The 24,303-nt window shown below is 66.9% G+C and carries 21 protein-coding genes; 4 read left to right on the top strand and 17 right to left on the bottom strand.

The features are described 5' to 3' along the window. Nucleotides 1-119 precede the first annotated feature (119 nt). Entirely contained in the window at nt 120-803 is a 684-nt protein-coding gene (locus ABIA65_RS26070; RefSeq protein ID WP_241400462.1) for a GtrA family protein, read from the top strand. On the opposite strand, the gene ABIA65_RS26065 is transcribed toward ABIA65_RS26070, so the two are convergent. From ABIA65_RS26065 to ABIA65_RS26010, 12 genes are all read right to left on the bottom strand, one after another. Then, nucleotides 758-1,276: a PH domain-containing protein gene (locus tag ABIA65_RS26065; protein ID WP_241400463.1), complete on the bottom strand. Its 519-nt coding sequence runs from the start codon at nt 1,274-1,276 to the stop codon at nt 758-760. The genes ABIA65_RS26070 and ABIA65_RS26065 overlap by 46 nt on opposite strands. 26 nt (nt 1,277-1,302) lie before the next feature. Continuing rightward, nucleotides 1,303-2,121 carry a biotin--[acetyl-CoA-carboxylase] ligase gene (locus ABIA65_RS26060; RefSeq protein WP_502919617.1) on the bottom strand — a complete coding sequence of 273 codons (819 nt, stop codon included), beginning with the start codon at nt 2,119-2,121 and terminating at the stop codon, nt 1,303-1,305. Between the two features lie 129 nt (nt 2,122-2,250). Then, nucleotides 2,251-3,735, bottom strand: coding sequence for a sugar transferase (locus ABIA65_RS26055; RefSeq protein ID WP_241400464.1), 1,485 nt, complete (start codon nt 3,733-3,735; stop codon nt 2,251-2,253). A 120-nt stretch (nt 3,736-3,855) separates the two neighbouring features. Further along, on the bottom strand, nt 3,856-4,401 hold the full coding sequence (locus ABIA65_RS26050; protein ID WP_354525358.1) for a YdcF family protein: 546 nt from the start codon (nt 4,399-4,401) through the stop codon (nt 3,856-3,858). A 41-nt stretch (nt 4,402-4,442) separates the two neighbouring features. After that, nucleotides 4,443-5,675: a lipase family protein gene (locus ABIA65_RS26045; protein ID WP_354525357.1), complete on the bottom strand. Its 1,233-nt coding sequence runs from the start codon at nt 5,673-5,675 to the stop codon at nt 4,443-4,445. A 30-nt stretch (nt 5,676-5,705) separates the two neighbouring features. Further along, nucleotides 5,706-6,929: a lipase family protein gene (locus tag ABIA65_RS26040; protein ID WP_354525356.1), complete on the bottom strand. Its 1,224-nt coding sequence runs from the start codon at nt 6,927-6,929 to the stop codon at nt 5,706-5,708. 16 nt (nt 6,930-6,945) lie between these two features. Then, nucleotides 6,946-7,851 (bottom strand): sialate O-acetylesterase, encoded by a 906-nt coding sequence (locus ABIA65_RS26035; RefSeq protein WP_354525355.1) that lies wholly within the window; start codon nt 7,849-7,851, stop codon nt 6,946-6,948. Next, nucleotides 7,838-9,055, bottom strand: a complete 1,218-nt coding sequence (locus ABIA65_RS26030) for a lipase family protein (protein WP_354525354.1) — start codon at nt 9,053-9,055, stop codon at nt 7,838-7,840. The genes ABIA65_RS26035 and ABIA65_RS26030 overlap by 14 nt, the downstream gene beginning before the upstream one ends. 28 nt (nt 9,056-9,083) lie before the next feature. After that, nucleotides 9,084-10,358, bottom strand: coding sequence for an alpha/beta hydrolase (locus ABIA65_RS26025; RefSeq protein WP_241400470.1), 1,275 nt, complete (start codon nt 10,356-10,358; stop codon nt 9,084-9,086). Next, nucleotides 10,355-11,074, bottom strand: a complete 720-nt coding sequence (locus ABIA65_RS26020) for a YveK family protein (protein WP_354525353.1) — start codon at nt 11,072-11,074, stop codon at nt 10,355-10,357. Before ABIA65_RS26020 ends, ABIA65_RS26025 begins: the two co-directional genes overlap by 4 nt. Beyond that, a complete protein-coding gene (locus ABIA65_RS26015) occupies nt 11,071-12,339 on the bottom strand; it encodes a lipase family protein (protein ID WP_241400472.1) in 1,269 nt (422 codons plus the stop codon). The genes ABIA65_RS26020 and ABIA65_RS26015 overlap by 4 nt, the downstream gene beginning before the upstream one ends. Beyond that, the gene (locus tag ABIA65_RS26010) at nt 12,317-13,867 is read right to left on the bottom strand and encodes a tyrosine-protein kinase domain-containing protein (RefSeq protein ID WP_354525352.1); all 1,551 of its coding nucleotides are present in this window, start codon (nt 13,865-13,867) and stop codon (nt 12,317-12,319) included. The genes ABIA65_RS26015 and ABIA65_RS26010 overlap by 23 nt, the downstream gene beginning before the upstream one ends. A 114-nt stretch (nt 13,868-13,981) precedes the next feature. Here ABIA65_RS26010 and ABIA65_RS26005 point away from each other — a divergent pair, with 114 nt between their 5' ends. Together ABIA65_RS26005 and ABIA65_RS26000 are read left to right on the top strand one after the other, a co-directional pair. Continuing rightward, the gene (locus tag ABIA65_RS26005) at nt 13,982-15,394 is read left to right on the top strand and encodes an O-antigen ligase family protein (RefSeq protein WP_354525351.1); all 1,413 of its coding nucleotides are present in this window, start codon (nt 13,982-13,984) and stop codon (nt 15,392-15,394) included. 60 nt (nt 15,395-15,454) lie between these two features. Then, entirely contained in the window at nt 15,455-16,996 is a 1,542-nt protein-coding gene (locus ABIA65_RS26000; RefSeq protein WP_354525350.1) for a cellulase family glycosylhydrolase, read from the top strand. Here ABIA65_RS26000 and ABIA65_RS25995 read toward each other — a convergent pair. From ABIA65_RS25995 to ABIA65_RS25975, 5 genes are all read right to left on the bottom strand, one after another. After that, nucleotides 16,989-18,125, bottom strand: coding sequence for a glycosyltransferase (locus ABIA65_RS25995; RefSeq protein WP_354525349.1), 1,137 nt, complete (start codon nt 18,123-18,125; stop codon nt 16,989-16,991). The genes ABIA65_RS26000 and ABIA65_RS25995 overlap by 8 nt on opposite strands. Before the next feature lie 64 nt (nt 18,126-18,189). Next, a complete protein-coding gene (locus ABIA65_RS25990) occupies nt 18,190-19,359 on the bottom strand; it encodes a lipopolysaccharide biosynthesis protein (protein WP_241400477.1) in 1,170 nt (389 codons plus the stop codon). Beyond that, nucleotides 19,352-20,479, bottom strand: coding sequence for a glycosyltransferase family protein (locus ABIA65_RS25985; RefSeq protein WP_241400478.1), 1,128 nt, complete (start codon nt 20,477-20,479; stop codon nt 19,352-19,354). Before ABIA65_RS25985 ends, ABIA65_RS25990 begins: the two co-directional genes overlap by 8 nt. Further along, complete coding sequence (locus ABIA65_RS25980) at nt 20,479-21,159, bottom strand: acyltransferase (protein ID WP_241400479.1); 681 nt, start codon at nt 21,157-21,159, stop codon at nt 20,479-20,481. The genes ABIA65_RS25985 and ABIA65_RS25980 overlap by 1 nt, the downstream gene beginning before the upstream one ends. A 127-nt stretch (nt 21,160-21,286) precedes the next feature. Beyond that, nucleotides 21,287-22,450 (bottom strand): glycosyltransferase, encoded by a 1,164-nt coding sequence (locus tag ABIA65_RS25975; RefSeq protein ID WP_241400480.1) that lies wholly within the window; start codon nt 22,448-22,450, stop codon nt 21,287-21,289. Nucleotides 22,451-22,655: 205 nt separating this feature from the next. Here ABIA65_RS25975 and ABIA65_RS25970 point away from each other — a divergent pair, with 205 nt between their 5' ends. Beyond that, entirely contained in the window at nt 22,656-24,284 is a 1,629-nt protein-coding gene (locus ABIA65_RS25970; RefSeq protein WP_241400481.1) for an acyl-CoA carboxylase subunit beta, read from the top strand. Nucleotides 24,285-24,303: the final 19 nt, after the last annotated feature.

Genomic DNA, 24,303 nt, shown 5'->3' with positions numbered 1-24,303 from the left:
GTCACGCCCTCAACGGCAATCCTGACGGCCTGTTGGACGGTCCGTTGCACGGCCTGCTGTATAGGCCGCGACCTGCACGGGTACACGTCGGGCACGTGATTTCCGTACACTCACCATTTGTGTCTTTCGCTGATGCCACCATTGCGCGGCTACCCCGCGTGATCCGGCCATTCGCCGAGCGGCACCATGAACTCATCAAGTTCGCGATCGTCGGTGGGACGACGTTCATCATCGACTCCGCGATCTTCTTCACGCTCAAGCTCACCATCCTCGAGCCCAAGCCCGTCACGGCCAAGATCATCGCGGGCGTCGTCGCCGTGATCGCGTCCTACATCCTGAATCGGGAATGGAGCTTCCGCGACCGCGGCGGCCGCGAGCGGCATCACGAGGCGCTGCTGTTCTTCGGGGTCAGCGGTGTCGGGGTGGTGCTGGCCATGGCCCCGCTGTACTTCTCCAGCTACGTTCTCGGGCTACGGGTGCCCGAGGTGTCGCTCACGGTCGAGAACATCGCCGACTTCATCTCGGCGTACATCATCGGCAATCTGCTGCAGATGGCGTTCCGGTTCTGGGCGTTTCGCCGTTGGGTGTTCCCCGACGAGTTCGGCCGCGCTCCGGACAAGGCCATCGAGGCGACGATGACGGCCGGCGGTATCGCCGAGGTTCTCGAGGACGACTTCGAGCGCCACCATCAGCTGGGCAAATCGGCTGGCACGCAGAACGGCAAGGTGACTCCGCTCCGGCCGCACGTGCGACGTGATCAGCTGGGCGACTCCTCCGAGCCGAGGGTGTCGAAGACTTCGTGATACAGCAGTGAGTGAACCTGTTCCACGCGGGGGATGTCGTGGAACTCAAGGGGATCCTGAGCTGCTGACTCGATGATCAAGGTGCCGGTGCGCACCATCCGGTCGAGCAGTCCGTGGCGGAACTCGACACTGTTGATCCGCGCCAGGGGGATGTCGATGCCGGCCCGGGTCAGCAGGCCGTGACGGAACATCACCCGCCGATCGGTGATGACGAAATGGGTTGTCCGCCAGTTGAGGAACGGCCACACGGTGAGCCAACCCACGACGATCAGCCAGATCACGCCGATGACGATCATGACGATGTTCTTGGCCATCTGGTCCCAGGCGGTGTTGTTCACCACAGCTGCGCCGAACGCCGCGAGGGCCGTCACCAGCAGCAGGATGAGCACGGGACCGATCAGCCGCTTCCAGTGCGGATGGCGGTGCAGCACGACGCGTTCGTCGGCCGCCAACACGTTGTCCGGGTATCCCACGGTGTGACAGTACCCAGCGCGCGGCGCTACACGGGTCGAAGATGCACGATGTCACCCGCCGAGACGACGGCGACGTCACTGCCGGTGTCGATGCGCAGCCTGCCCTGCTCGTCGACCGCGAGCGCGTCGCCGACCACCTCACGGTCCCCGGGCATCGTCGCGCGCACGCGTGCACCGATCGTGAGGCTGCGGGCGGTGTACTCCTCGAGGAGTCGGGCGTCGGCTCCCCCGGTCGTGCGCAGCGCATCGATGCGGCGCGCCATGTGCGCCAGCAGAGCACCGACCAGTGCCGCGCGGTCGCGGTCGTGCGCGCCGAGCACCTGAAGGGATGTCGCCGCCGGGTCAGGCAGCTCGTCGGCGTCGAGCGACACATTGAGGCCAACGCCGACGACGATCACCGACGCGGGCGAGGCCACCTCCGCGAGAATGCCCGCGAGTTTCTGCCGATCGGGGCCGGCCAGGACGTCGTTGGGCCACTTCAAGCCCGCCGTGACGCCCGCGACCTCGGCGACGGCGTCGACGACGGCCAGTCCCGTCACCAGCGGCACCCACCCCCACGCACCGGCCGGTATGTCGGTGGTCGGCACGCCCATCGACATGGCGATCTGCGCACGGGGCACGCCCGCCCAGGTGCGGCCGTTGCGGCCACGGCCCGCGGTCTGGTGCTCGGCGATCAACACCGCTCCCGCGATGTCCTCACCCGCGGATGCGCGTGCGATCAGGTCGGCGTTGGTCGATCCGGCTTCGGCGATCACGTCGAGGCGGCGCCACATCGGACCCGGTATCGCGCAGGCGGTTTTCAGTGCGGTCTCGTCCAGCGCGATGCGATCTAACTCGTGGGCCATGTCACTAGCCTAGGACGCGTGGAAATAGGAATGTAAACAAGATCAAATTGACGTTTCTGGACGCCATTTGCGAAGAAATCCAGCGTCTATCCGCATCGGGACGCCGATAGCGTTGCTGGAAATTTGCTGTCAGTAGGCGCCAGAGCCGGTCGCCACCGTACGGACGGTCTTCACCGCGATCAGCACGTCGTTGGTGATCGACCAGTTCTCGACGTATGACAGGTCCAGGCGGACCGAGTCCTCCCACGACAGATCCGAACGTCCGCTCACCTGCCAGAGCCCGGTGATACCCGGCAGGACCAGAAGCCTGCGGCGGACCTGATCGTTGTAGGTGTCGACCTCGCGGCGCAGCGGCGGCCGGGGGCCGACAACACTCATATCGCGGTGCAGCACGTTGAAGAACTGCGGCAGTTCATCGATGCTGTACTTGCGCAGGAGCCTGCCGACCGCGGTGACGCGGGGGTCGTCCTTGACCTTGAACAGCACGCCACCGACGCTGTCGTTGGCGCTGCGCAGGCTGTCGACCTGCTTGTCGGCGCCGTCCACCATCGTGCGGAACTTGATCATCTGGAATGGCTTGCCGTCGAGGCCGATCCGCTCGGACCGGTAGAACACCGGGCCGCGGCTGGTGAGCTTGATGGCGATCGCGGAGGCGAGCATGACAGGCAGCGCGCAGAGCAGGACACCAACCGAGACGACGTAGTCGAACGCCAGCTTCTGCACCTTCTTGGTTCCGCTGTACTGAGGCTTCTCGACGTGAATCAGGGGCAGGCCTGCCACCGGACGCATGGTCAGACGCGGACCGGCGACGTCGACGACGCCCGGGGTGACCACCAGATCGACGCCGAGTTTGTGCAGATTCCAAGACATCTCGCGAACACCCTCGGGACCGAGATGGTCGGTGGTGGTCAGCGCGACGGTGTCGGCATTGGTCTTGAGGATGGCGTCGTGCACCTTGCCCTCGTCACCGAGCACCGGCAGTGTGCCGACACCGGGGATGTCGATGCTGCCGCCCGAGGTGTGCCCGGTGAGGCACACGCCCACGACCGAGTAGCCATATCCCCAGCCCCGGGTCAGGGACTGGACGAGGCTGCGGACCGCCCTGATGTCACCGACGGCCAGAACCGTGACGACGCAGCGCCCACGACGGCGCTGCCTGGCGAGGTAACTCCTGCAGACGTTGCGGCCCACCAGCAGCGCCGCGAGTCCGAGCGGGAAGGCCACGGCGAGGTATCCACGCGCGTACTCGGGCCGGAAGATCATCAGGGCGACCGCGACGACGCCGATGGTCGCCAGCGTCGCGGAGACCACCCGCCGATACTCCTCGACGCCGGCGCCGACGATGCGCGGCGATCGGGTGCGGTAGGCCGCGAGCAGTGCGAGCCAGATGGCGGCGACGAACATCGACAAGATGAGGAAGTAGATCGACGCCGGGTCCCCCGCGGTGATCGGTCGACCAAGGCGCACCATCTGCGCACAGGCCAGCGAAACGCTGACCACAATCACGTCACTGAGGACCAACGCGAGGACGTACCGTCGCTGCCACTGCAGTCCGGCCGGGGTGTTAACCGCGCTCAACGGTGTCCGGGCGGGAGCGAAAATCTCGTCTGCCACCGACAAGAGTCGCCACACCTCCTGTTTGCTGGAAGATAGTAATCGTTAGCTGGCCCCCGAGCCAGGTAACACTATGACACTGTTTGCCAGACAACGCCACATATTCAGTGAATCGCCTGGTCAAGAACATTCGCCCTGCACGACCGCTTTCGCGAGTCCAGCCCATTGGTATGTAAAAATGTATTCCCACCCGAGTAGCGACAAGTGATAGCGCCGCGGTACCGCGACCATGACCGCCGCGCCCGGTTCGGCAGAGAAACACTGGCGAAAAACCAGCCTGGCCCGCGGTAGGTGATAGCGCCAGCTGATGACCATGATGTTCGACCAGCCGCGCTCCTGCGCCAGCCGCCGCATCAGGATCGCCTCCCCACGGGTGGTCATCGGATCGGGACGCTCGCAGATCACCTCGATGTCGGGTGACTCCCGACATGCCCGGGCCATCACGGGGTCTCCCGCGCGGTAGGGATTGGACATCACGACGGTTGGCGCCCATCCGGCGCGCGCGAGGTTCAGCGCGTACTGCTCTCGACCGTCGTGCTCACCACCGAGCACGATGATGGCGTCCACCCGCTGCAACTCGTCGACCTTGGCGTTCGCGAACAGCACATAACCGCTGATCCCCATGTCGACCAGCAGGACGATGAGCACCACGACGAGGGCTTGCACCGTTGTGAGGCATCGCCTAAGCCGCGACATGCTCCGCCTGACTAGGGGCACTCATTGACCACGGGTCTGCCGGCGAATCGCTCGACGATCCACGTCAGCGCCTCGCCGAAGTCGATGTCGCCGTGCCCCTTTCCGGATTGAAGATCCCATTCGACCGTGCCGCCGAGCGCGCACGCCCGCGCGATCGCATCGGTTGTCCACTGCGCGTCGATCAGGGTGTCGGCACTGCCGTAGACGACGTACATCGGCGCCGAGAGCGGCTCTTTCGGTAACGCCCACCGTGCCAGCGGCTCGCGCAGTCGGGCCGCGGCCTCTCCGGTGACCGGCTTGATGTCGGCGGGCGCCAGCCGTGCAGACGCCGCCGGCCGTTGTTCGACAAGTGTTCCCGCACAGGCGGTCAGCACGTCCCAGGACTGCGCGACCCCGCCGCGTCGGTAGTCGTCGCGGTTCACGTCGGGGAAGCGGCGCGCCAGCGATTCGACCACGAGCGTGAACGCCAGACGCTGGTCTTGGGTCAGGGTGCCGACCGCGGCCTTGTCGACCAGGCCGCTGACATCGGCGGCGGGTGCCAGCGCCACCGCGCCGACGAGATCGAGTTCCGGCGCGTACTCGCGAGCCTGCTCGTCGGCCGCCCACGCCGCGCCCCCACCCTGGGAGTGTCCCAGTGCCGCCCACTTATTCGACACGTTCTTGAACGTGTGCCCCAGCGCGCGGACGGCGTCGATCATGTTGAACCCGGCCGTGCGCGCGTCGGTGTAGGGATGCACACCGGGCGCACCCAGCCCCTCGTAGTCCGGCATCACCACGGCAAAACCCTTGCCGGTCAACCCCGCAACGACAGGCGATGTACCCATCAGGGAACTCGACAACGACGGCCCGCACGGTTCGTCGATGCCCGTGGTTCCATGACCGAAGGCGACGATCGGCCAGCCACCCGACGGCGGCGGTCCCAGGGGGACGAACACCGCACCGGACACCACGGTCGGCGACCCGTCGTCCCCCGACGTGGACCGGTACGTCACACGCGCCGACTGCTGACGCATTCCCTCGACGGTGGCCGCGAGGTCCGGCATCGTGACGGCGGAGACCAGCGCGCCGGGGCCCGTTCCGGTGAGGTCGGCATGCGCGATCGGAACTGCCTGCGCACCCGATCTCGACAGCAGGCCGATCACCTCGTTCGCGGCCTTCCACGACACCGGCAGGGAAACACCGAGCGCGATGATCCCGACCGCAGTGGTGAGTGTCAGCAACACCCTCCGCAGCGTTTTGCGCATCAATCCCATCCCCTAGATATCGCCCCGACCCTACTGCTGCGGTCCGATGAACGCCGGGCAGTCATTGCGCGCCGGGTCACCAGCAAACCGCTGATTGATCCAGGGAAAGGCCGTCCCGCCGTCGACGTCGGCGTGGCCGCGGTCGGGCTGCAGCTCGATCGCGATGATGTCACCGCGCCGGCACGCCGCGTCGATGGCGCGGTCGGTCCACACCGGCGGCACCAGTTGATCCTGGCCGCCGTAGACAATCAGCAGCGGAGCCGTTGCGGGCGCCTTCGGCAGGGACATCGCCTGAAGCCGGACTCGAAGCCGATCGACCGCTGCCTGGTCGGTGGGGCGCACGTCGTCATTCGACACCTGGTTGGCGAGTTCGTCGCGCTCCCGCACCTGCGGGCCCTTGCACGCCATGAGGACATCCCATTGGTCCTTGGCCAAACCGTGCCGGTAGTCGTCGAGCCTGAAGTCGGCCGACTCGTCGGACAGCGCGCCAAGGACCTGCAACAAGACCATCCGTTGCTCAGTGGTGAGCGTTCCATCCACGGCCGCGTCGACGAAACCGTCGATGGCCAGGGGCGCCGAGTAGCTGGCCGAGCCGACCAGTTCCAGCTCCGGCGCGTACTGGGCGGCCAGTTCATTGGCGGCCCAGGCCGCCTGGCCGCCTTGGGATCCGCCGAACGCGGCCCACCGGCCGGACGCGGCGGGCACCAGTTTGCGTGCGGCGCGTACGGAGTCGATCAGGTTGTAGCCCTCGGTGGTGGCGTCCAGGTAGGGGTGGTGGCTGCCATCGACACCGAGCCCCTGGTAGTCGGACACGGCCACGACGTAGCCGGCCTTGACCAGACCCGTGACGGTCGTCGACATGCCCAGCAGCATGGGGTCCAGCGACGGCGCGCACTCCGGGCGCGTGCCGGTGGTCGGGTGACCGTAGGCGATCACCGGCCATCCCCCCTCAGGTGCGGTACCCGCCGGGGCGAACACCGTTCCGGACACCTCCCTGATACTGCCGTCGATACCGGATGTCGACAGATAGGTGATCCGGGCCGCGACGGACGCTGCCGTGCTGAGCCGGCGATCGAGGGTCGGCATGGTGCTGGCCGACAGCAGCGAGCCCGCGACGTCGCCGCCCAGCTGGCCCGGCAGCGCCACACCTGCGGCGGCGCCGGCCTCGGGTGCCTCGGCCGGCGCACTCTGACCACACCCCGTCGCAACGATGACGACGGCGAACGAACTCGCGAGTAGTAGGCGAAGGCGCATCGGCAGACCTCTCCCCTCAGTTCCCTGTGATTCCCTGGGCGTCGGCCCGGTAGCGGGCGAGGGACTCAGAACACATCCCGTGGTAGGCCGACCACATCCGGTCGGCCAGTTCGCGCAGACCGGCGGCGCTGTAGTGCCGGTCCGTCTCACTGTTGAACGCGGACCGCGGCCCGGGAACGAAGACGGTGCGGTGCAATCGATTCGGGGTGTCACGGTGCACGGCGTCGATCCCGTCGTAGGGTTTGCCGCTGCGCTCCATCTCCTCGGGCACCATCTGACCGAGCACTATGGGCGTGTCGGCGCCGTAGCGCGTCCGCAGATCGGCGATGAGACCATCGAGCTTGCCCTGGTAGGTGGTGGGTGGCATCAGCGGCACGTCGGTCTCGCCCTGGTGCCACAGGACCGCGGCCACCTCACTGCCCGGGAACCTGGCCAGCGCGGCGTCAATGGCGGCCACGGCCTGCCGGTACAGATTGACCCGTGTCGAGCGGTCCTCGCCGTCCCAGGTGTAGCCGTTCTTGGGGGTGAACGACGTGTCACCACGCGCCCCCGGGATCAGCAGCACCGACCTGGAGGTCTCATCTGCCAGCCGCTTGGCGAACGTGACACCGAACCCGACTCGCCCAGCCGGGATTTCGTGGAAGAGGGGGTCGACGCCGAGGACCGCTGTGCCCTTGGACGGCCCGCTCATCGCCCATTGGTGGACCGCGGGATGCGCCCGGTCGAGACCCTCGGGATCCAGGCCAAGCCCCATGCCGAAGGCGTTGGACTGCCCCAGGATCGGTACCACCAGGTAGGGCTGCGCCGGCTCGTCCACTGCGATACCGGGTTTGGCGATCCGACGCTTGACGGTGCACTTGGCCTCGATGAGCAACCGCCGCCAGATAGAGCTGTCCCCATCGGGATTTCTACGGGCATTCATTGACAACCGGCCTCCCCTTGAATCGATCGTCGAGCCAGCGCAGTCCGTCCGTCCACTCCACGTCGCCGTGCCCGGCGGCTGGATCCTCTTGCCAGTTCACCACTCCGCCAAGGGCGCAGGCTCGCTCGATCGCGGCTACGGTCCACTCCGGGTCGATGAACGTGTCCCGCCCGCCGAACCCGATGTACAGCGGCGCCGACAGCGGGCGCTGGGGCAGCGCCCACGCCAGCAGGTAGGCGCGCAGGACGTCGGCCGCCTCGGGTGTGCTGGGTGTGAAGTCATTGGGCCCGAGCTCCCTGGTCGCGCTCGCCCGTGCGTGCACATCGGCGCCACCGCACGCCGACAACACATCCCAGTAGCGCGTCGCCGCGCCGTGCCGGTAGTCGTCGAGGTTCAGGTCGGGATGCAGTCGGGCCAGTGAGTACAGGATGCCCTGCAGCACGGGTCCCTGATCCGGCGTCAGGGTGCCCGCGATGGCCTTGTCCACCAGCCCGGTGACATCGGCGGCGGGTGACATCCCGACGGCACCGACCATATCGAGTTCCGGCGCGTAGATCGCGGCCTGCTCATTGGCCGCCCACGCGGCTCCCCCACCCTGGGAACCCCCCATCGCGGCCCACCGGTCGGACACTCCGTCGAAGGTTCGTCGCAGGGCCCGCACTGCGTCGATCATGTTGAGACCGGCCGTCTTCGCGTCGCTGTAGGGATGAATGCCCTCCGACCCGAGGCCCTGGTAGTCGGCCATCGCGACCGCGTAGCCGAGGTTGATGAAGCCCTGCACGGCCTCGACCTGACCCAGCAGCGTCACCGACAGCGACGGACCACAGCGCTCCTGCCAGCCCAGCGTGCCGTGGCCGAACGAGACGATCGGCCATCCTCCGGCCGGCGGGGTGCCCATCGGTGTGAACACGGTCCCCGACACCACGGTGGGCGCGCCGTCGTCACCCGAGGTGGACCGGTACAGCACCCGGGCCGAGCGAATCGACCGGCCGAAGTTCGTGCGATCGAAGTCGGCCATCTTGACCGCGCTCACCAATGTGCCAGGTCCGTCACCCGAAAGATCAGCGGACGCAATCGGTTCCGGCGCCGGTGCATCGCCAGCTCGGTCCACCCCGGCGCGACCGGTCAGCAGGACTGCCGCCGTGGCGACGATGGCGACGATGACGAGCGGCACCGCGATCAGGAGAGGCTTGCGACGCGTCACCGGCCACCTGACCCGTTGGCGCCCGCCGTCATTCCTCGTACCACTGCTTGGGACTCAGCTGCAGAACCGGCCCGTCGGCCAACGTGCAGGAACTCTTCGCCTCGACCCCGGCGAAGCGCTGGTTGACCCAGTTCAGGGCGGCCCCACCGTCGATATCGTCGTGGCCGCGTCCGGGAACCAGATACGCCTCGACGACACCACCCAACTCGCAGGCCCGCCGGACGGCCTCACTCGTCCACTGCGGTGCGACAACCTTGTCCAACTCGCCGAACAGAACCAGCAGCGGCGCGGCGGCCCTGGTCTTCGGCAGGCTCATCTGGCCGAGGTAGTCGCGGAGGCGATTGGTCGCATCCTGACTGGACGGGCGAAGATCATCGGGCGTCACCTTGGTGGTGATCTCCGTCCGCTGCGCGACGAGCGGACCGGCGCACGCCGACAGGACATCCCACTTCTGCGCGACGATCCCCCGCCGGTAGTCGTCGAGGTCCAAGTCGGGATGTTCGGCCGCCAGGGCCACCAGCACCCACTGCAGCGCAGAGGCCTGCTCCATGGTGAGTTCACCCGCGGCGGCCTGATCCGCGAGGCCCACGACGTTGGCGGCCGGCGAGACGCTTGCCGATCCGACCAACTCCATACCCTGCCCGTAGTCTCCCGCCAACTCATTGGCGGCCCACGCGGCCTGGCCACCCTGTGAGGAGCCGAACGCTAACCAGCGGTCGGATGCGCTGGGGACCAGCTTCCTGGCCGCCCGGACGCTGTCGATCATGTTGTAGCCGACGGTCGTGGAGTCCAGGTACGGGTGATAGGTCCCGTCGAGGCCAAGGCCCTGATAGTCCGGCATCGTGACCAGGAACCCGGCGTTGACCAGGGTGACGACGGCCTCGGAGGCGCCGAGGAGGTTCGGCCACAGCGAGGGCCCGCAGTCGTGTTGCACACCCGTGGTGCCGTGCCCCATCGCGACGATGGGCCACCCTCCATCGGGCGGGTTGCCCTTGGGCACGAACACCGATCCCGACACCCGTTGGGCGCTGCCGTCGATACCGGATTTCGACTCGTACTCGATGCGTGCTGCCACCGACGTCACCTTGAGCACACGGCGATCGACCGTGGCCAGCGTTTCGGCCAGCTTCAGCGTTCCACCGCCGGAACCGGTGAAGTCACCCTCGAGCGGCACACCCGACATGCTCGATACGTCGGTGGCCGGCGGCGCCGGCGTCATAGTGCGCTGTCCGCAGCCGCCGAGCAGCGGGACGCACACGATGATCACCGCGAGGATGCCGATGGCGGCTCTGGCCCTGCTCACGGCGCGTCCTCCGACCTCTCGCCGACGGTGGAACCGGTTGCGAGGTAGCCGATCTGGTCGCGATCGAGGATCCTGTCGCGTCCCGCCCCAAGCGCGAGAACCGCCAGAGCGCTCAGCACCAGACCCAGTGCGGCGCCTGTCCCGGCATCCCTCCACCAGGGGCGGGGGACCTCGGGTGCGGACTTGGCGTCATCGATCAGCAAAAGCGCGGGGCCGGCTGCGGAGTCGTGCCACTCCAGCTCCTCCGATGCCGCGATGAGATTGGCCGTCACGGAGTTCGCGACGGCAACGGTGCCATCGGGGTCGCCGCCGGTGACCGTGACGCCCATCAGCACGGAGACCGGGAAATTGAACCGCGAGAGAGTGTCTGGCACCGACCGGACGGATATCCGCTCGGCCAACTCGGCGGGGGTCTCCTGCAGACCGAGTTCGTCGATGGTCCGCAGTGTCACGATCGAGGATGTGGCCAGCGCGGCGTAGGTCTGAGCCCGCACGCTGGCCCCGCGGTTACCCTCGTAGGCCGCGTGCGTCTGCGCGTCCCCGGGCACGACGGCGAACACCTGCGTCGACGCGGCGTAGACCGGGTCCACCAGGAACACTCCGGCTGCGGCGGCGGCACCCGCGGAAAGGCCAGTCGCACACAGAATCACCAGCCAGCTGCGGACGAGCATGCGCCAGTAGTCGCGCACGCGCGGGACGCCGACCGGCGGCCTCACGCCTGGCCCGTGCAGGAGTTGGGGATGGCCTGGCCCGACAGCCGGTCCCGCAGCCACGGCAGCCCGTAGGTACTGTCCAGGTCGCTGTGGCCCTGGCCGATGCTCTTCTCGATCTGGATGTGATCGCCCTGCGCACACGCCCGGGAGACGGCCTGCTCGAACCAGGGCAGGTCGACGAGCGTGTCCTCGGTCCCGTACACCACCATCATCGGCGTGGTCAGCTTCTGCTGGGGTAAAGCCATCTCCGCCAACAGATCCCGCAGGCGGTCTCTGTCCGCCGGCGCCTCCGGCCGCAGGTCCGCGTTCGTCATCTTGGAGCGCACCCGCAGAATGTCGTCCAGGTCCGGAGGCAGGCAGTCCAGCAGCGCGTCCCAGTTCTGCGCCGTGTAGCCGCGCCGATAGCGGTCGAGGTCCAGATCGGGATGCGACCACGCCAACGACTGCAGCACGAACACCATCGCCACGCGCTGATCCGCGGTCATGGTGCCGTTCCACGCCGCATCCGCCAGTCCGGCCATATCCGCGGCCGGTGCCATCGACAGCGTTCCCATCAGGTCCAGTCCCCTGCCGTACTCGCCGGCTCGGTCGGCTGCGGCCCATGCGGCCATACCGCCCAGCGAGTGACCGAACGCCACCCACTGCGTGCTGATGTCTGCGCCCACCCGACGCAGCGCGCGTACGGCGTCGATCATGTTGTTGCCGAACGTCTTCCCGTCAAGGAACGGGTGATAGAAGCCTGGCACGCCCAAACCCTGGTAGTCGGTCATCGTGACGGCGAAGCCGTTGAGGATCATCGCCTGCATCATGAAACCGTTGCCGGGAAGCGTCGGGAAACGGCTTGGCGCGCATTTGTTCAGGACGCCGGTGGTGCCGTGACCGAAGGATATGACGGGCCACCCGCCCTTGGGTGGTGTTCCCGGCGGGACCGCCACGACACCGGACACCTCCGTGGGGGCGTCATCGATACCGGATGTGGAGCGGTAGACGATGCGGGCGTACGTCGCGTCGGCGTCCTCGAGTTCCTCGCTGCCGTGCATCACCTCGATTGACACCAGCGAGCCCGGTCCGTCATCGGTGAGATCCGGGGGGCCGAGCGTGGCGGCACCGTCGAACAGGGGCGCGAACGTCTTCACAGCGGGAGCCTGCACCGGCGGTGCGGCCGCCTCGGGTGTGGCGGACGTGCATCCTCCGACGAGGGTCGCGGCCACTACCGCGCAGGACACCATCCGCCAGGCCACCAGGTCACAGACCTTCGCGCTTGGCACCGGACATCCGGTGCGCCCCCGCCTGATTGGTGGATCCGGCCTGGTTGACGGATTCCGTGGTGTCCCCGGCAGCGTCGTCACCCGCTTGCCGCGTCTCGGCGGCGGCGGGCTTCGGCGCGGCGCTCGGGGCCTTCGCCTCTGACTTCGCCTCGGTCTGCGCCGGCTTCGACAGTTCGCGTCGATGTCCGGGCTCGCAGGTGACGACCGTCCCGAGCAGACCGGCGTTGGCCGCGTCGAGCACCTGCAGCGCCGCACGCAGCGGTTTGGTCTTGGTGTGTCCGATGCGGGCGAGCACGATGGCGCCGTCGCCCAGCGCTGCCACCGCGGCGCCGTCCGAACACGTCGTCAGCGGCGGGGTGTCGATCACCACGTAGTCATACGCACCGCGCAGTGAGTCGATCAGCCGCGGCGCGTTCTCATCGCCCCACAGCTGCCGTCGGGTGGCAGGTGAGGGGCCGGCGGGCAGCAGCGCGAACGCATTACCGCCCGGGGAGTTGATGACGGCCTCGGCGACGTCGTGGTCGCCGGCCAGTGCCGTGCCAAGGCCGCGCTGGCCGGCGCGGGTCCGATCGGCCTCGGTCAGCGCGAGTGCGTCGGCGAGTGTGGGATTGAGCAGATCACCGTCGACGAGGAGGACCGAGCGACCGGCCTCGGCGAACGTGGCGGCGAGGTCGATCGCGGTGGTCGACCGACCGTCACCCCGCGAGGGGCTGGTGACCGCGATGACCCTGGGCCGTTGCCCAGCCGGTGTGCGAGCGAACTGGAGGTTGGTCCGCAGTTCCCGCAGCCGCTCAGCGGCCAGCCCGCCGGCCTGGAGGTCTGCCACCGCGACGTCGGGCCGCTGCGGGTACTCGACGAGGTTTCCCAGCGACTGCGTGCGGGCGATGGCGTCGATCGAGTCGCGGGCGCGTAGCCGCGAGTCGCTGGCGGCGAGTAGCGCGGCCAGGAGCAGTCCGACCACCAGACCACCCGCGAAGCCGAGGCCGACGGTGGTCAGCAAACCCATTCCGGCCGGCGCTGTCGGGTAGTTCGCGTCGTCGAGCAGGATCGCGCCAGCGGCGGGCGTCCCCCCGCGACGTGAGGTTTCGAGTTCGCTGACCAGCTGCACGAGTTGATCGGCGACGGCGTTGGCGTACGTCTGCGCCAGACCGGGGTCCGGATCGGTGACAGTGATGTCCAGGAGAACGGTCTTGGGCAGCGGAGCCGCGGTGATCTTCGACCGCAGTTCGTCCGGGGCGATGGGCATCTTCAGCTGGTCGACGGCGCGGGCCGCGACCTGCTCACTAGTGGCCAGTCCGGCGTAGGAAACCACGCGCTCCTGCGAGAACAGGTTGTTCTGGTAGGCATCGCCCACCGAGGTCCCGCTCTGCGTCGTGACGAACAGACGAGCCGTCGACTGGTACTGCGGGGTGCTCAGGAAGACGGCGGCGTAGCCGATCCCCGCGCCGATGAGTGCGGTAACCAGGACAAGCCACCAGAACCGCCGAAAGGCTCGCAGATAATCCCCGATCGCCAACGGGATCTCCATTCGCTTGTAGTTTGCCGCAACGCAGCCACCTTAGCGGCAGTGCCGCGATAAAGCACACTGCGAGTTCGCTGGGCGAGGTTGCATTCAGCGAACACAACGTTGAGTATTGGTGCCGTGAGACGGGCGATGCGGTCGCATTCCGAACTGTTAACTGGCATCGCCATCGTAGTCGCGTGTCCGATCGTTGCAGCTCTGGCGATCACGGGCGGTACGCCGGTGGTACTGGCCGTCGGAGCGCTCGCCGCCGTCGCCATCGGCATGTACGTGGGCATACGACACCCTCAGTGGCTGGCCTGGGGGCTTGCTGTGGTGCTCGCATTCCTACCGTTCGGATATTTCCCCGGCATCCACGTTCCGCTGTACCTGCCGTTTGCTGCCGGCATACTCCTGGCGGCCGTCGTGCATCGTGGTGAACCGACAGCGTTTCACCCGCTGGAAAAAGTACTGATCGTTTTCGTACTGGTCTCGGGGATGTCGGTTATCGCCACCGGGCGAAGTCTGATCGACGTCGCGGAATTGGTGAAGTGGTCAATTGCCACGTTGGCCGTGGTGGCTTTGCTGAGGTTTCCTCCTGCCGATTTGGCGAAGTTCGGCAGGATCTATGTCTACTTCGTCACGCTCAACGCCGTATTCGGCATTGCCGTGGTGGCGGCCGACCCCAATCACAGGTTCATCAAGCTCTTCAGCCCGTTCGGATACGGCGCGGTCGACACCGGCCGATTCGTGTACACCGAGGAGGGCGCTCAGCGATTCATGCGGCTCGGCGGGCTGTGGGTGGACCCCAATATGGCCGGTATCGGGATGATGATCGGGCTGGCGCTGGCCGTCGTCCTACTGACCGGCTCCCAACGCATCGTCATCGCGACCATCCTCTCGGTCGCCATCGTGCTCACGTTGAGCCGCGCAGCCATCTTCAGCGTGCTGGTCGGCGTGTTCCTGGTGCTGCTGTTCCACAGCATGCGCGCACGCAACCGCGGTATCGCCATCGGCGCCATCGGTCTCGTCGCGACGGCCGCCATGCTCACGCCGGCCGTACGAGCGCGCGTCTTCAGTTCGTTCGGCGCCGACGACGCAGGCAGCTCCGCACGCGGTGACGCGTTGCGCGCGTTCCCCGGCCAGATGTCGGGCCACTGGCTGTTCGGGCTCGGCTGGGGACGGCCCGAGTTCAAGGACGGCGGCACGGCATTCACGCTGAACTTCGTGGCGAATGTGCCGCTCATCACGATCTACCGCGGCGGCCTCATCGTCGGCGCCGTGTTCATCGCCCTACTCGCCCTCGGCTGCATCATGAGCGGGCGGGCCATTCGGTCGGACTCGACCGCCAACGCTCTGTTCGGCGGCATCTTCATCGGAATGTGCTTCGTGGCACTGCAGCTCGATCACATGGTCGCCACCATTCAGCAGGTGACCCTGATGTTCTCGATCCTGCTGGTGTTCCTGATCGTCGTCGATCAAGATCGACAAAGATCACGACACGCCCCGCAGTCCCCAACGGATTTCGCCAAAGAGCCGTCATACTCGCAGTAACTGCAGTGATTCTCCCGGATCTCGTCGAGTTGGGTGACGCCAGGAAGTCTGAGGTGATCCGTGCGACGACTCAGACGCCGACCGCGTCGTCGGATTGCCACCCAATGCCTCGCCGGTTTCACCGTCGGGTTACTGACGGTCGCGAGTATTTGGTTGGCCCTGCCCGCATTACAGCCCCGCGTCGTCGAGGTCGCGGCGACCGCCCGAATCTCGCCGCTTCCCACCACCATCGGTTTCCACGATCCCGACACCTACTTCATGTCGGATGCCGACGTGAACGTGACGTTCGACAAGATGCTCAGCACGGGTGTGCGGGCGGTGCGCCTGATGATCCCCTGGGCGGGCGTCGAACAGGTTAAGGGACAGCTGAACTGGACCAACGTCGACCGCACGGTGAACGCGGCGGTCAGCCGGAACATGGCCGTCATGGGCATCATCAACGCGACTCCGGCGTGGGCGGTGGTGCCCGGAGCACCAGCCATCACCGGACGCCCCGCATCGCCGGCCCAGTACGGTGACTTCTCCGCGAAGGTCGCCACCAGGTACGCAGGAAAGGTGTCGGCGTATGAGATCTGGAACGAGCCGAACGGGGCGCAGTTCTTCGCGCCCAAACCCGATCCGGCCGGCTACACCGATCTCCTGAAGGCCGCCTACCCGAAGGTGAAGGCGGCCGACCCCAACGCCACAGTGATCGGCGGCGTGCTCGGTTCGGTCACCGACTGGGGTCAGTGGCTGATCAACCCGGTGAGCTTCACCCAGCAGATGTACGCCGCGGGCGCCAAGGGATTCTTTGACGCCCTGTCGTTTCACCCGTATCAGTACACGCTCAAGTTCTCCGACGGATACCCGATCGCCAACTCGCCGATGAACCAGGTCATCGCCATGCGGCAGATCATGCTCGCCAACGGCGATGGGGCGAAGAAGATCTGGGCCAGCGAGTACGGCGAGCCGATGACGGCCGCCAACGAGGCGACACAGGCCGCGTTCATCGGCGATCTCATGACCAAGTGGCAGGAGATGCCCTACGCCGGGCCGATCATGATTCACACCACCCGCGACCGCAAGACGGGAAGCACCAACCCCGAGGACGTCTTCGGCGTGTTCCGCACCGACTGGACGCCCAAGGCCAGCCAGCAGACGATGAAGACTGCCATCGCCGCGGGCATCCCCAAAACGCCGGAGTTCCAACGCTTCAGCGCGATCACCGACCCGTCCTACGGTGAGGTGCTCAGCCCGGTGTATCGGGCGCTTCCTACGGTGTGGGCTCAGGCCCGAACCAGCAGCACGCTGTATGAGACACCGACCGGCATCATCGCGTCACCGAATCCGGTGGCCGAGCGGGCCCGTCAGTTCGGTGTCGTCCCGAAGACACCGTTCAAGGACGGGTATCAGGACATGGACTCGCCGACGGGGATGCGCGTGTGGTGGTCACCGGCCACGGGGGCGTTCGCCGTGGGCGGCGGCATCGTCGCGGCGTGGACGCCCCAGCTCGGACTGGCCCTCTCCGATGAGATCCGGCAGGGCTGGGGTGTGCGGGTGAACTTCCAGCACGGCTACATCACCTGGCAGCCGTGGGTCGGCGCGAAGGCCGTCCTCACCTGAGCGCGGCGTGCACCAGCGACTCGACGGCCTTGAGCGGACGCTGCTGCTCCCAGTGGTTTCGGTTCACCTCGTACAGCTGCTTGCCCACGTCGACGGCCGCATCCCGGTCGAGCAACATGCGCCGGCACTCGGCCACGAAGGCGTCGTCGTCGTCGAACGTGGACATCCCGAACAGCGTTGTCAGCGACCCGACCGCGGGGCCGCTGCCCACGACGGGCAGACCCTGGCTGGCCGCGTCGAGCAGCTTCACCCGCACTCCACCGCCGGTCCTGATCGGTGCCATCAACGCGCGGCACGTCTTGAGGAACTCGGGCAGGTCGTCGACGAAGCCCAGATCCCGGACCCGGTCGGGGTACACCGGATCGGTCGACCCCGTCTTCTTCGCGCCGACGATGCACAGCTCGGCGTCGGGTATGCCCTCGGCGATGCGCGGCCACAACCGAAGTGCGATATGGAAGGCCTCCTCATTGGGCGGCCAGTCGCGGCCACCGAGGAAGACCAGCCGGCGGCCCGTCTGCGACACGTCGATCTGCTCGATCGGCGGCAGGGTCACCTCCATGAATCGCGCCCCGGGGACACCGTTGTCCCGGTACATCTGCGCTTCCTCGATCTCATAGCAGCCAACACCGTTGGCGAGCTTGGCCACTCGGAGTTCGTCGCGAAGCAGCCGGGGCGCCTCGATCTTGCCCAGCACGCCCCGCGTCGAGAGCCACACCTGGGACTCGGTGTTGATGGTGTTGATGACGAAGCCCTTCTTGCCGAAGTGCTTGCTCCGGATGAAGGATTCGGCCATATAGCTGTGCTCGCAGAAGAACACGTCCTCGTCGGCGGCCTCGATCGCCTCGAGAAGCTCGTCGGTGTCGAACCTGACGTGCACGAGGCTGCGGCGCTTGCGGATCGAGCCGGCGAGCACCCCGAGCTTGTCGACCGGATGCTGAGCCACCCGCAGCGTGCGCAGGCCGCCCTTGACGACATCGGTGACGAGTTCGCCGGAAGGCTCATCGGACAGGCAGATGGCGCGGATATCGAACGCCTCGGCAGCCAGCCGCAGCACCACCCGCGCCAGCTCGATGTCACCGCCGTGCTCGGTCACGGGGTCCTTGGACACCAGGAATGCGACTCTAGTCATGCGCGATCCCGCTCCGCTTCTCGCTGTCCGTCATGCGCGATCCCGCTCCGCTTCTCGCTGTCCGTCATGCGCTAGCCCGGTCCTTTCGTCTATAGATGGCAATGAGATAGATGACCAGCAGGATGGCGTCGGCGCCCACCGTGGCGACCGCGGCACCGACCGCGCCGAATTGGGCCAGGGCGGCAACGGCTCCCAGCTTCACCGGGACCAGGCTGAGGTTGGCGCCGAGCCGGATGGTGTCGCGCCGCTGGGCGTAGAGGATGACGGCGAACACCGAACTCATCGTCCGCATCGCGCAGAACGCCGCCATGATGATCATCGCCACGGCCAGTTCGGTCGGCGCGGGCGTCATGAGCAGCACCACTCCGGTGATGAGCACCAGTCCCCCGGTACCCAATCCGAGAAACACGATGTGCCGCAGCGACGGTCCGGTCGACAGATCACCACCGCTGCGGCGCAGCGGTTCGTGGTAGGTCATGGCGAACGACTGTCCGATGGCGGCCAACGCGACCGTCACGGTGACCGTGAGCGCGTAGTAGCCGACCGTCGTGCTGTCGGTGAGGAAGCCCAGCAGCAGCACGTCCCCCTGAAGGTAGATGCACATGCCGAGCATCTCGCCGATCAGTGCGGCGATGAGCCGCGGGGGGCCGGGAACGCCAGGGCTATGACCCCAGACGCGGCGTGCCGCCAGGACCAGCACCACCAGATAGGGCGCGCAGTAGAGCAGGCTCGCCACCGACAGGTTGGGGTCGTCGACACCGAAAAGGTATGCGCTGGCGATGGTTACGCTGCTCACCTGACGGATGGTGTCCATCCGCCAGGTCACCTGCGGATGGCCGTCCCTGGCCGCCTGGCTCTGATAGGACTTGAAGACCATCTCGCCGCCTGCGATCACCAGCCCGAACCACAGGATGTAGTTCACGTTGATCAGGCATGCGCCGGCGACCATCAGGGCCAGACCAAGCAGGAACCTGCTGGTCCGTTCGGCTTGGAAGTGCTGGTCGGACTCCCGCATCGCCCGGACGTTGAACGGGTTGTCCAGCGGCGGCCCGACGACGGCCGACAGGGCGAAGCCCATGCCGTACTTGCCGTAGTCCCCGACGCTCAGCTTGCCCACCAGGGCCAGCGTCCACAGCATGCCGACGCCGCGGCCGCCGTACATCCAGCCCACGGCGACAAGGGTCTTCAGGATGTTGCGCGGGGCGGCCTCGCCCTGCGTGGCGGAGTCAGTCACTCGCGTGCTGACGACCCAGGATCTGCGACCACGCCTGCGCGAACGCCTCAGCCGTCCTGGGTGTCGACCTCTCCGCGCGTGTGCGATCGGCGGTCTTGCCCAGTTCGGTCACGCGCGCATCATCGTTGACGAACGACGCGATGGCGTCCGTGAAGCCGGGCGGCAGTGCGTTGGGGTCGTCTGAACCCATCGGCACCACCACCGCACCGGTCTCGGCGTCGAACTCGGCGAGCGAGCCGTAGCCGGTGGCGATGATCGGCGTCCGGTAGGCCAGCGCGTGCGCTGCCACCGACGAGGCTGGGAAGGTGTCGGCGTAGAAGTGCCGCTTGCCGTACGGGATCACGATGGCGCGCACCGATTCGAAGAAGGCGTCCTCCTCGGCACCGTCGACACCGCCGACGATCTCGACACCGGCCATGGGCGGCAGCTCCTCGGTGCCGCGGCCCGCCACCCGGATGAGGATGTCGTCGGGAAGCTCCCTGCGGATCTGCGCGATCTGATCGAATCCCTTACCGCGGTAAACGAGTCCGAAGAATCCGATCGCCTTGGGCCGGTCCTCGGGCGGCTTGATGGTCGTCTTCTCCGCGACCCGGTAGGGCACGTAGTGGGTGTGCGTGTTCGGGTAGACGCGGTCGATCGACGCCTGACCGGTCCTGCTGAGCGCGAAGATGTCGCGACGGCCGTTCACCCGGCCCTCGAGCCACCGCGACAGCGGGCGCAGCGGGTAGTGGAAGCCGTGCATCAGCAGCTTGTGCCGGGCGACGAACCGCGTGCGTGCGGTGAACCACAGCGCCTGCGGCGGATCGTGCACCGTCAGCGTCACCGGCACACCCGCCAGACCGGCAATCGACCAGAACGGCGACAGCATGCCGCAGCCGATCTCCGAGTGCACCAGCACCTTGCCCGCGGGCCAGGAGGCCACGAGGTCGCGCACCTGCTTGCGGACCCGCCGGACATCGGCCCACGTCTCGTCACCGGGACCCGAGACGCGCACCTCGGCGACATCGCCGAAGTGCGGGCGGAATGCCGCGACCAGATCCTCGGTGTAGTCACCGATCGCCGTGACGTGGTTGCGCGGACCGATGTAGACCAGCCGGTAGTCCTTGAGGTCGACTGCCATTAGAAGAACAACGGGCGGTATGGGCTGCTGTACTTGAGTGCGTCCGGGTTGCGCTTCGTCAGCACCTTGGCCGGAATGCCGCCCACGACGTCGAGTGCCTCGATGTCCTTGGTGACCACCGCGTGTGCGGCCACGACCGCGCCGCGCTTGATGTGCGACGGCAGGATCATCGCCCGGCTGGCGATCCAGACGTAGTCCTCGATGACGGTCGGGATGGGCATGGGCAGGAAGTCCGGGTGGTTGATGTCGTGACCGCCACCGAGGATGTGGGTGTCGCTGGCGATATTCACGTTGTCGCCGATCGAGATTCCCGCCCGCGAGTCCAGGAAGCACCGAAAGCCGATGGTGGTGTAGTTGCCGATGGTGAGGAACTCCGGATCGAACACCGTGACACCACGCATGAGCGTGGACTTCTTGCCGATGGTCGACTTGCCGAACCACCTCAGGAAGTTCTGCCGGACGAAGTGCGACGGGATGTAGGTGACGATCATGTTGAACAAGATCGTCGAGAGCCGATTGCGCGCCTTTCGCGCAAATGTCATGCCCTGCATCTTGTAGTCCACGACACGACCGTCGGGGCCCAACTCCCACTCGGGATCCGGCGGCAGTTTCAGACCGGGCGCCGCCGCCAGCTTTCTGGCCCTGTCTTCGGGATCTGCAACGAACGGTTCTGGAATCACGCGTCTCGCTCCTGTGTCAAGTCCGATTCGACCATAACAACCACGATTTCGTGGAATGACTTCGTGGGTTTTGACCCGCCCGCAATCTCTTCCCTCAGAAGGAGTTCGGTGCGGTGGCACGCTGTCGTCATATGCGGCGGCCCGCCATGTCGTCGACCGCGGCGTGCAGCGCCGCGGCGTAGCGCTCCTCGGTGAACTGCTCGACGTGGGCCCGGACCTTCGCCGGGTCGAATGTCAAGGCCTCGAACCTGTCGATGGCCTCGCCGATCGAAGCCGAATCGGGCGTGTCGAAGTAGATTCCGGTGATTCCCTCGGCGACGGTGTCCAGGAAGCCACCCCAGCGCAGGACCACACTCGGCCTGCCCCAGACGCCTGCCTCGATCGGGGTGAGACCGAAGTCCTCGTAGCTCGCGGCGACCAGAGCGCGGCAATGCGCGTACAGCCACGACATCTGCGCGTCGGTGAGATCACTGAGCATCAACACATTGGGCGTCTTCGCGGCCGCGATGCGTTCGGCGTCCGGCCCACGGCCAACGACCACCAGGCGTTGCGGTCGGCCGGCGAAGGCACCCACGACGGCGTCGACGTTCTTGTAGGGCAGGAGGCGCGAAACGCACAGAAAGAACGCCTCGTCCGGAACCCGCTCGTCCTGTTCGGCAAGCCAGCGGTCGAGTTCCGGCACGGACTCGGTGGCACCCGACTGCGTCATCGCCACGGGTGAGGGCAGCACGTCGGCCGATATCCCATAGGCGTCGGCGATGCGCTGCTGCACGACCGTGGACACCGCAAGGTAGCGGTCGCATGACGCGGCGGCACGGCGATCCCATGCCCGCAGGTAGGTGGACGTGGCGGCCAGCACGGCGCGCTTGGCCAGCCCGCTGTCCTCACCGAGGTACTTGTCGCTGAGGTAGAGCCAGCGCGCCGGTGAATGGCAGTGCACCAGCTTGTGGCCAGTGGTCCGGAATCCGTGCGCCCAACCGCTCGAACTCGTCACGACGACGTCTGCGTCGACACTCATTGACCCGGCCGCCCACGGCAGGATCGGCAGGGCGGCCCGGTGATATTTCCGGAAGACGCCAAGCCCATTGAGCGGGGAAACTCGTATGTCGCGCTCAGCGAATTCCGGGTAGGTGTTCGCCGGGTCATACAGCAACGTGTAGATCGGTGCGTTGGGAAATGCTCGACTCATCGACAGGACGACCTTCTCGGCACCCCCGCGCTGGGTCAAGTAATCGTGCGCAATCGCGACCCGCGGCCCATCTATGCCGTTGAACTCGCGTTTTGGACGCACGCCGCCCTTCCCTTTCGAAACTATTGGGCCAGTGGCTCCACGGCCTGCCGATCTCGGCGTACCCATTGCTGCAACCATGAAACAGCAAACCCGGGTGACATACAACTCCTGGCAAACATCGCCTGGTCTACCTGGCAATCTTTTCTGGAGGCTTCGGCGTGGCCGCTGCAGTGGTCGCGCCGCGGAGTCGATAACATGCCTACCCATGACAAGCGTTACGGAGCCGGCCAGCGAGCACGAGATCGACATCCACACGACCGCGGGCAAGCTGGCCGACCTGCGCAAGCGTGCCGAGGAGGCACTGCACCCCGTCGGCGAGACAGCCGTGGAGAAGGTGCACGCCAAGGGCAAGCTGACCGCACGTGAGCGCATCTTCGCGCTGCTTGACGAGGGTTCGTTCGTCGAGCTGGACGCGCTGGCACGCCACCGCAGCACAAACTTCGGACTCGGCGAGAACCGGCCGGTCGGCGACGGCGTCGTCACCGGCTACGGCACCATCGACGGCCGCGATGTCTGCATCTTCAGCCAGGACGCCACGGTCTTCGGCGGCAGCCTCGGCGAGGTCTACGGCGAGAAGATCGTCAAGGTGCAGGAACTGGCCATCAAGACGGGCCGCCCGCTGATCGGTATCAACGACGGCGCCGGCGCGCGTATCCAGGAGGGCGTCGTCTCCCTGGGCCTCTACAGCCGAATCTTCCGCAACAACATCCTGGCCTCCGGTGTCATACCGCAGATCTCGCTGATCATGGGTGCCGCCGCGGGTGGCCACGTGTACTCCCCCGCACTCACCGACTTCATCGTGATGGTCGACCAGACCAGCCAGATGTTCATCACCGGCCCGGACGTCATCAAGACCGTCACCGGCGAGGACGTCACCATGGAGGAGCTGGGCGGCGCCCACACCCACATGTCCAAGTCGGGTACGGCGCACTACGTCGCGTCCGGTGAGCAGGACGCCTTCGAGTACGTCCGCGACCTGCTGTCCTACCTGCCGAGCAACAACTACGCGGATCCGCCGCGGTACGCCGCGCCTCCGCACCCGGGCGCCATCGAGGACAACCTCACCGAGGAGGACGTCGAACTCGACACCCTCATCCCGGACTCGCCCAACCAGCCGTACGACATGCACGAGGTCATCAACCGCATCCTCGATGACGATGAGTTCCTTGAGGTCCAGTCGGGCTACGCGGGCAACATCCTCGTCGGGTTCGGCCGTATCGACGGCAGGCCCGTCGGCATCGTCGCCAACCAGCCCACCCAGTTCGCCGGCTGCCTCGACATCAACGCCTCGGAGAAGGCCGCCCGGTTCATCCGAACCTGTGACTGCTTCAACATCCCGATCGTGCTGCTGGTCGACGTTCCCGGCTTCCTGCCCGGCACGGATCAGGAGTTCAACGGCATCATCCGCCGTGGCGCCAAGCTGCTCTACGCCTACGGCGAGGCGACGGTCGCCAAGATCACCGTCATCACCCGCAAGTCCTACGGCGGCGCGTACTGCGTCATGGGCTCCAAGGACATGGGCGCCGACGTTGTGGTGGCGTGGCCGACCGCGCAGATCGCCGTCATGGGCGCAGGCGGTGCCGTCGGGTTCGTCTACCGCCCGCAGCTCAAGCAGGCCGCCCAGGACGGCGCCGACGTCGACGCGCTGCGCCTGGAACTGCAGCAGGACTACGAGGACACTCTGGTGAACCCGTATGTCGCCGCCGAACGTGGCTATGTCGACGCGGTCATCCCGCCGTCGCAGACCCGCGGCTACGTCTCGACCGCGCTGCGGCTGCTGGAACGAAAGATCAGCCAGGTTCCGCCCAAGAAGCACGGCAACATCCCACTGTGAGCGCAGAGAGCGAAGGGGC

The sequence above is a fragment of the Mycolicibacterium sp. 624 genome, from assembly GCF_040548615.1.
Classification (GTDB): Bacteria; Actinomycetota; Actinomycetes; order Mycobacteriales; family Mycobacteriaceae; genus Mycobacterium.
This window is presented reverse-complemented; position numbering and strand designations above follow the sequence as displayed.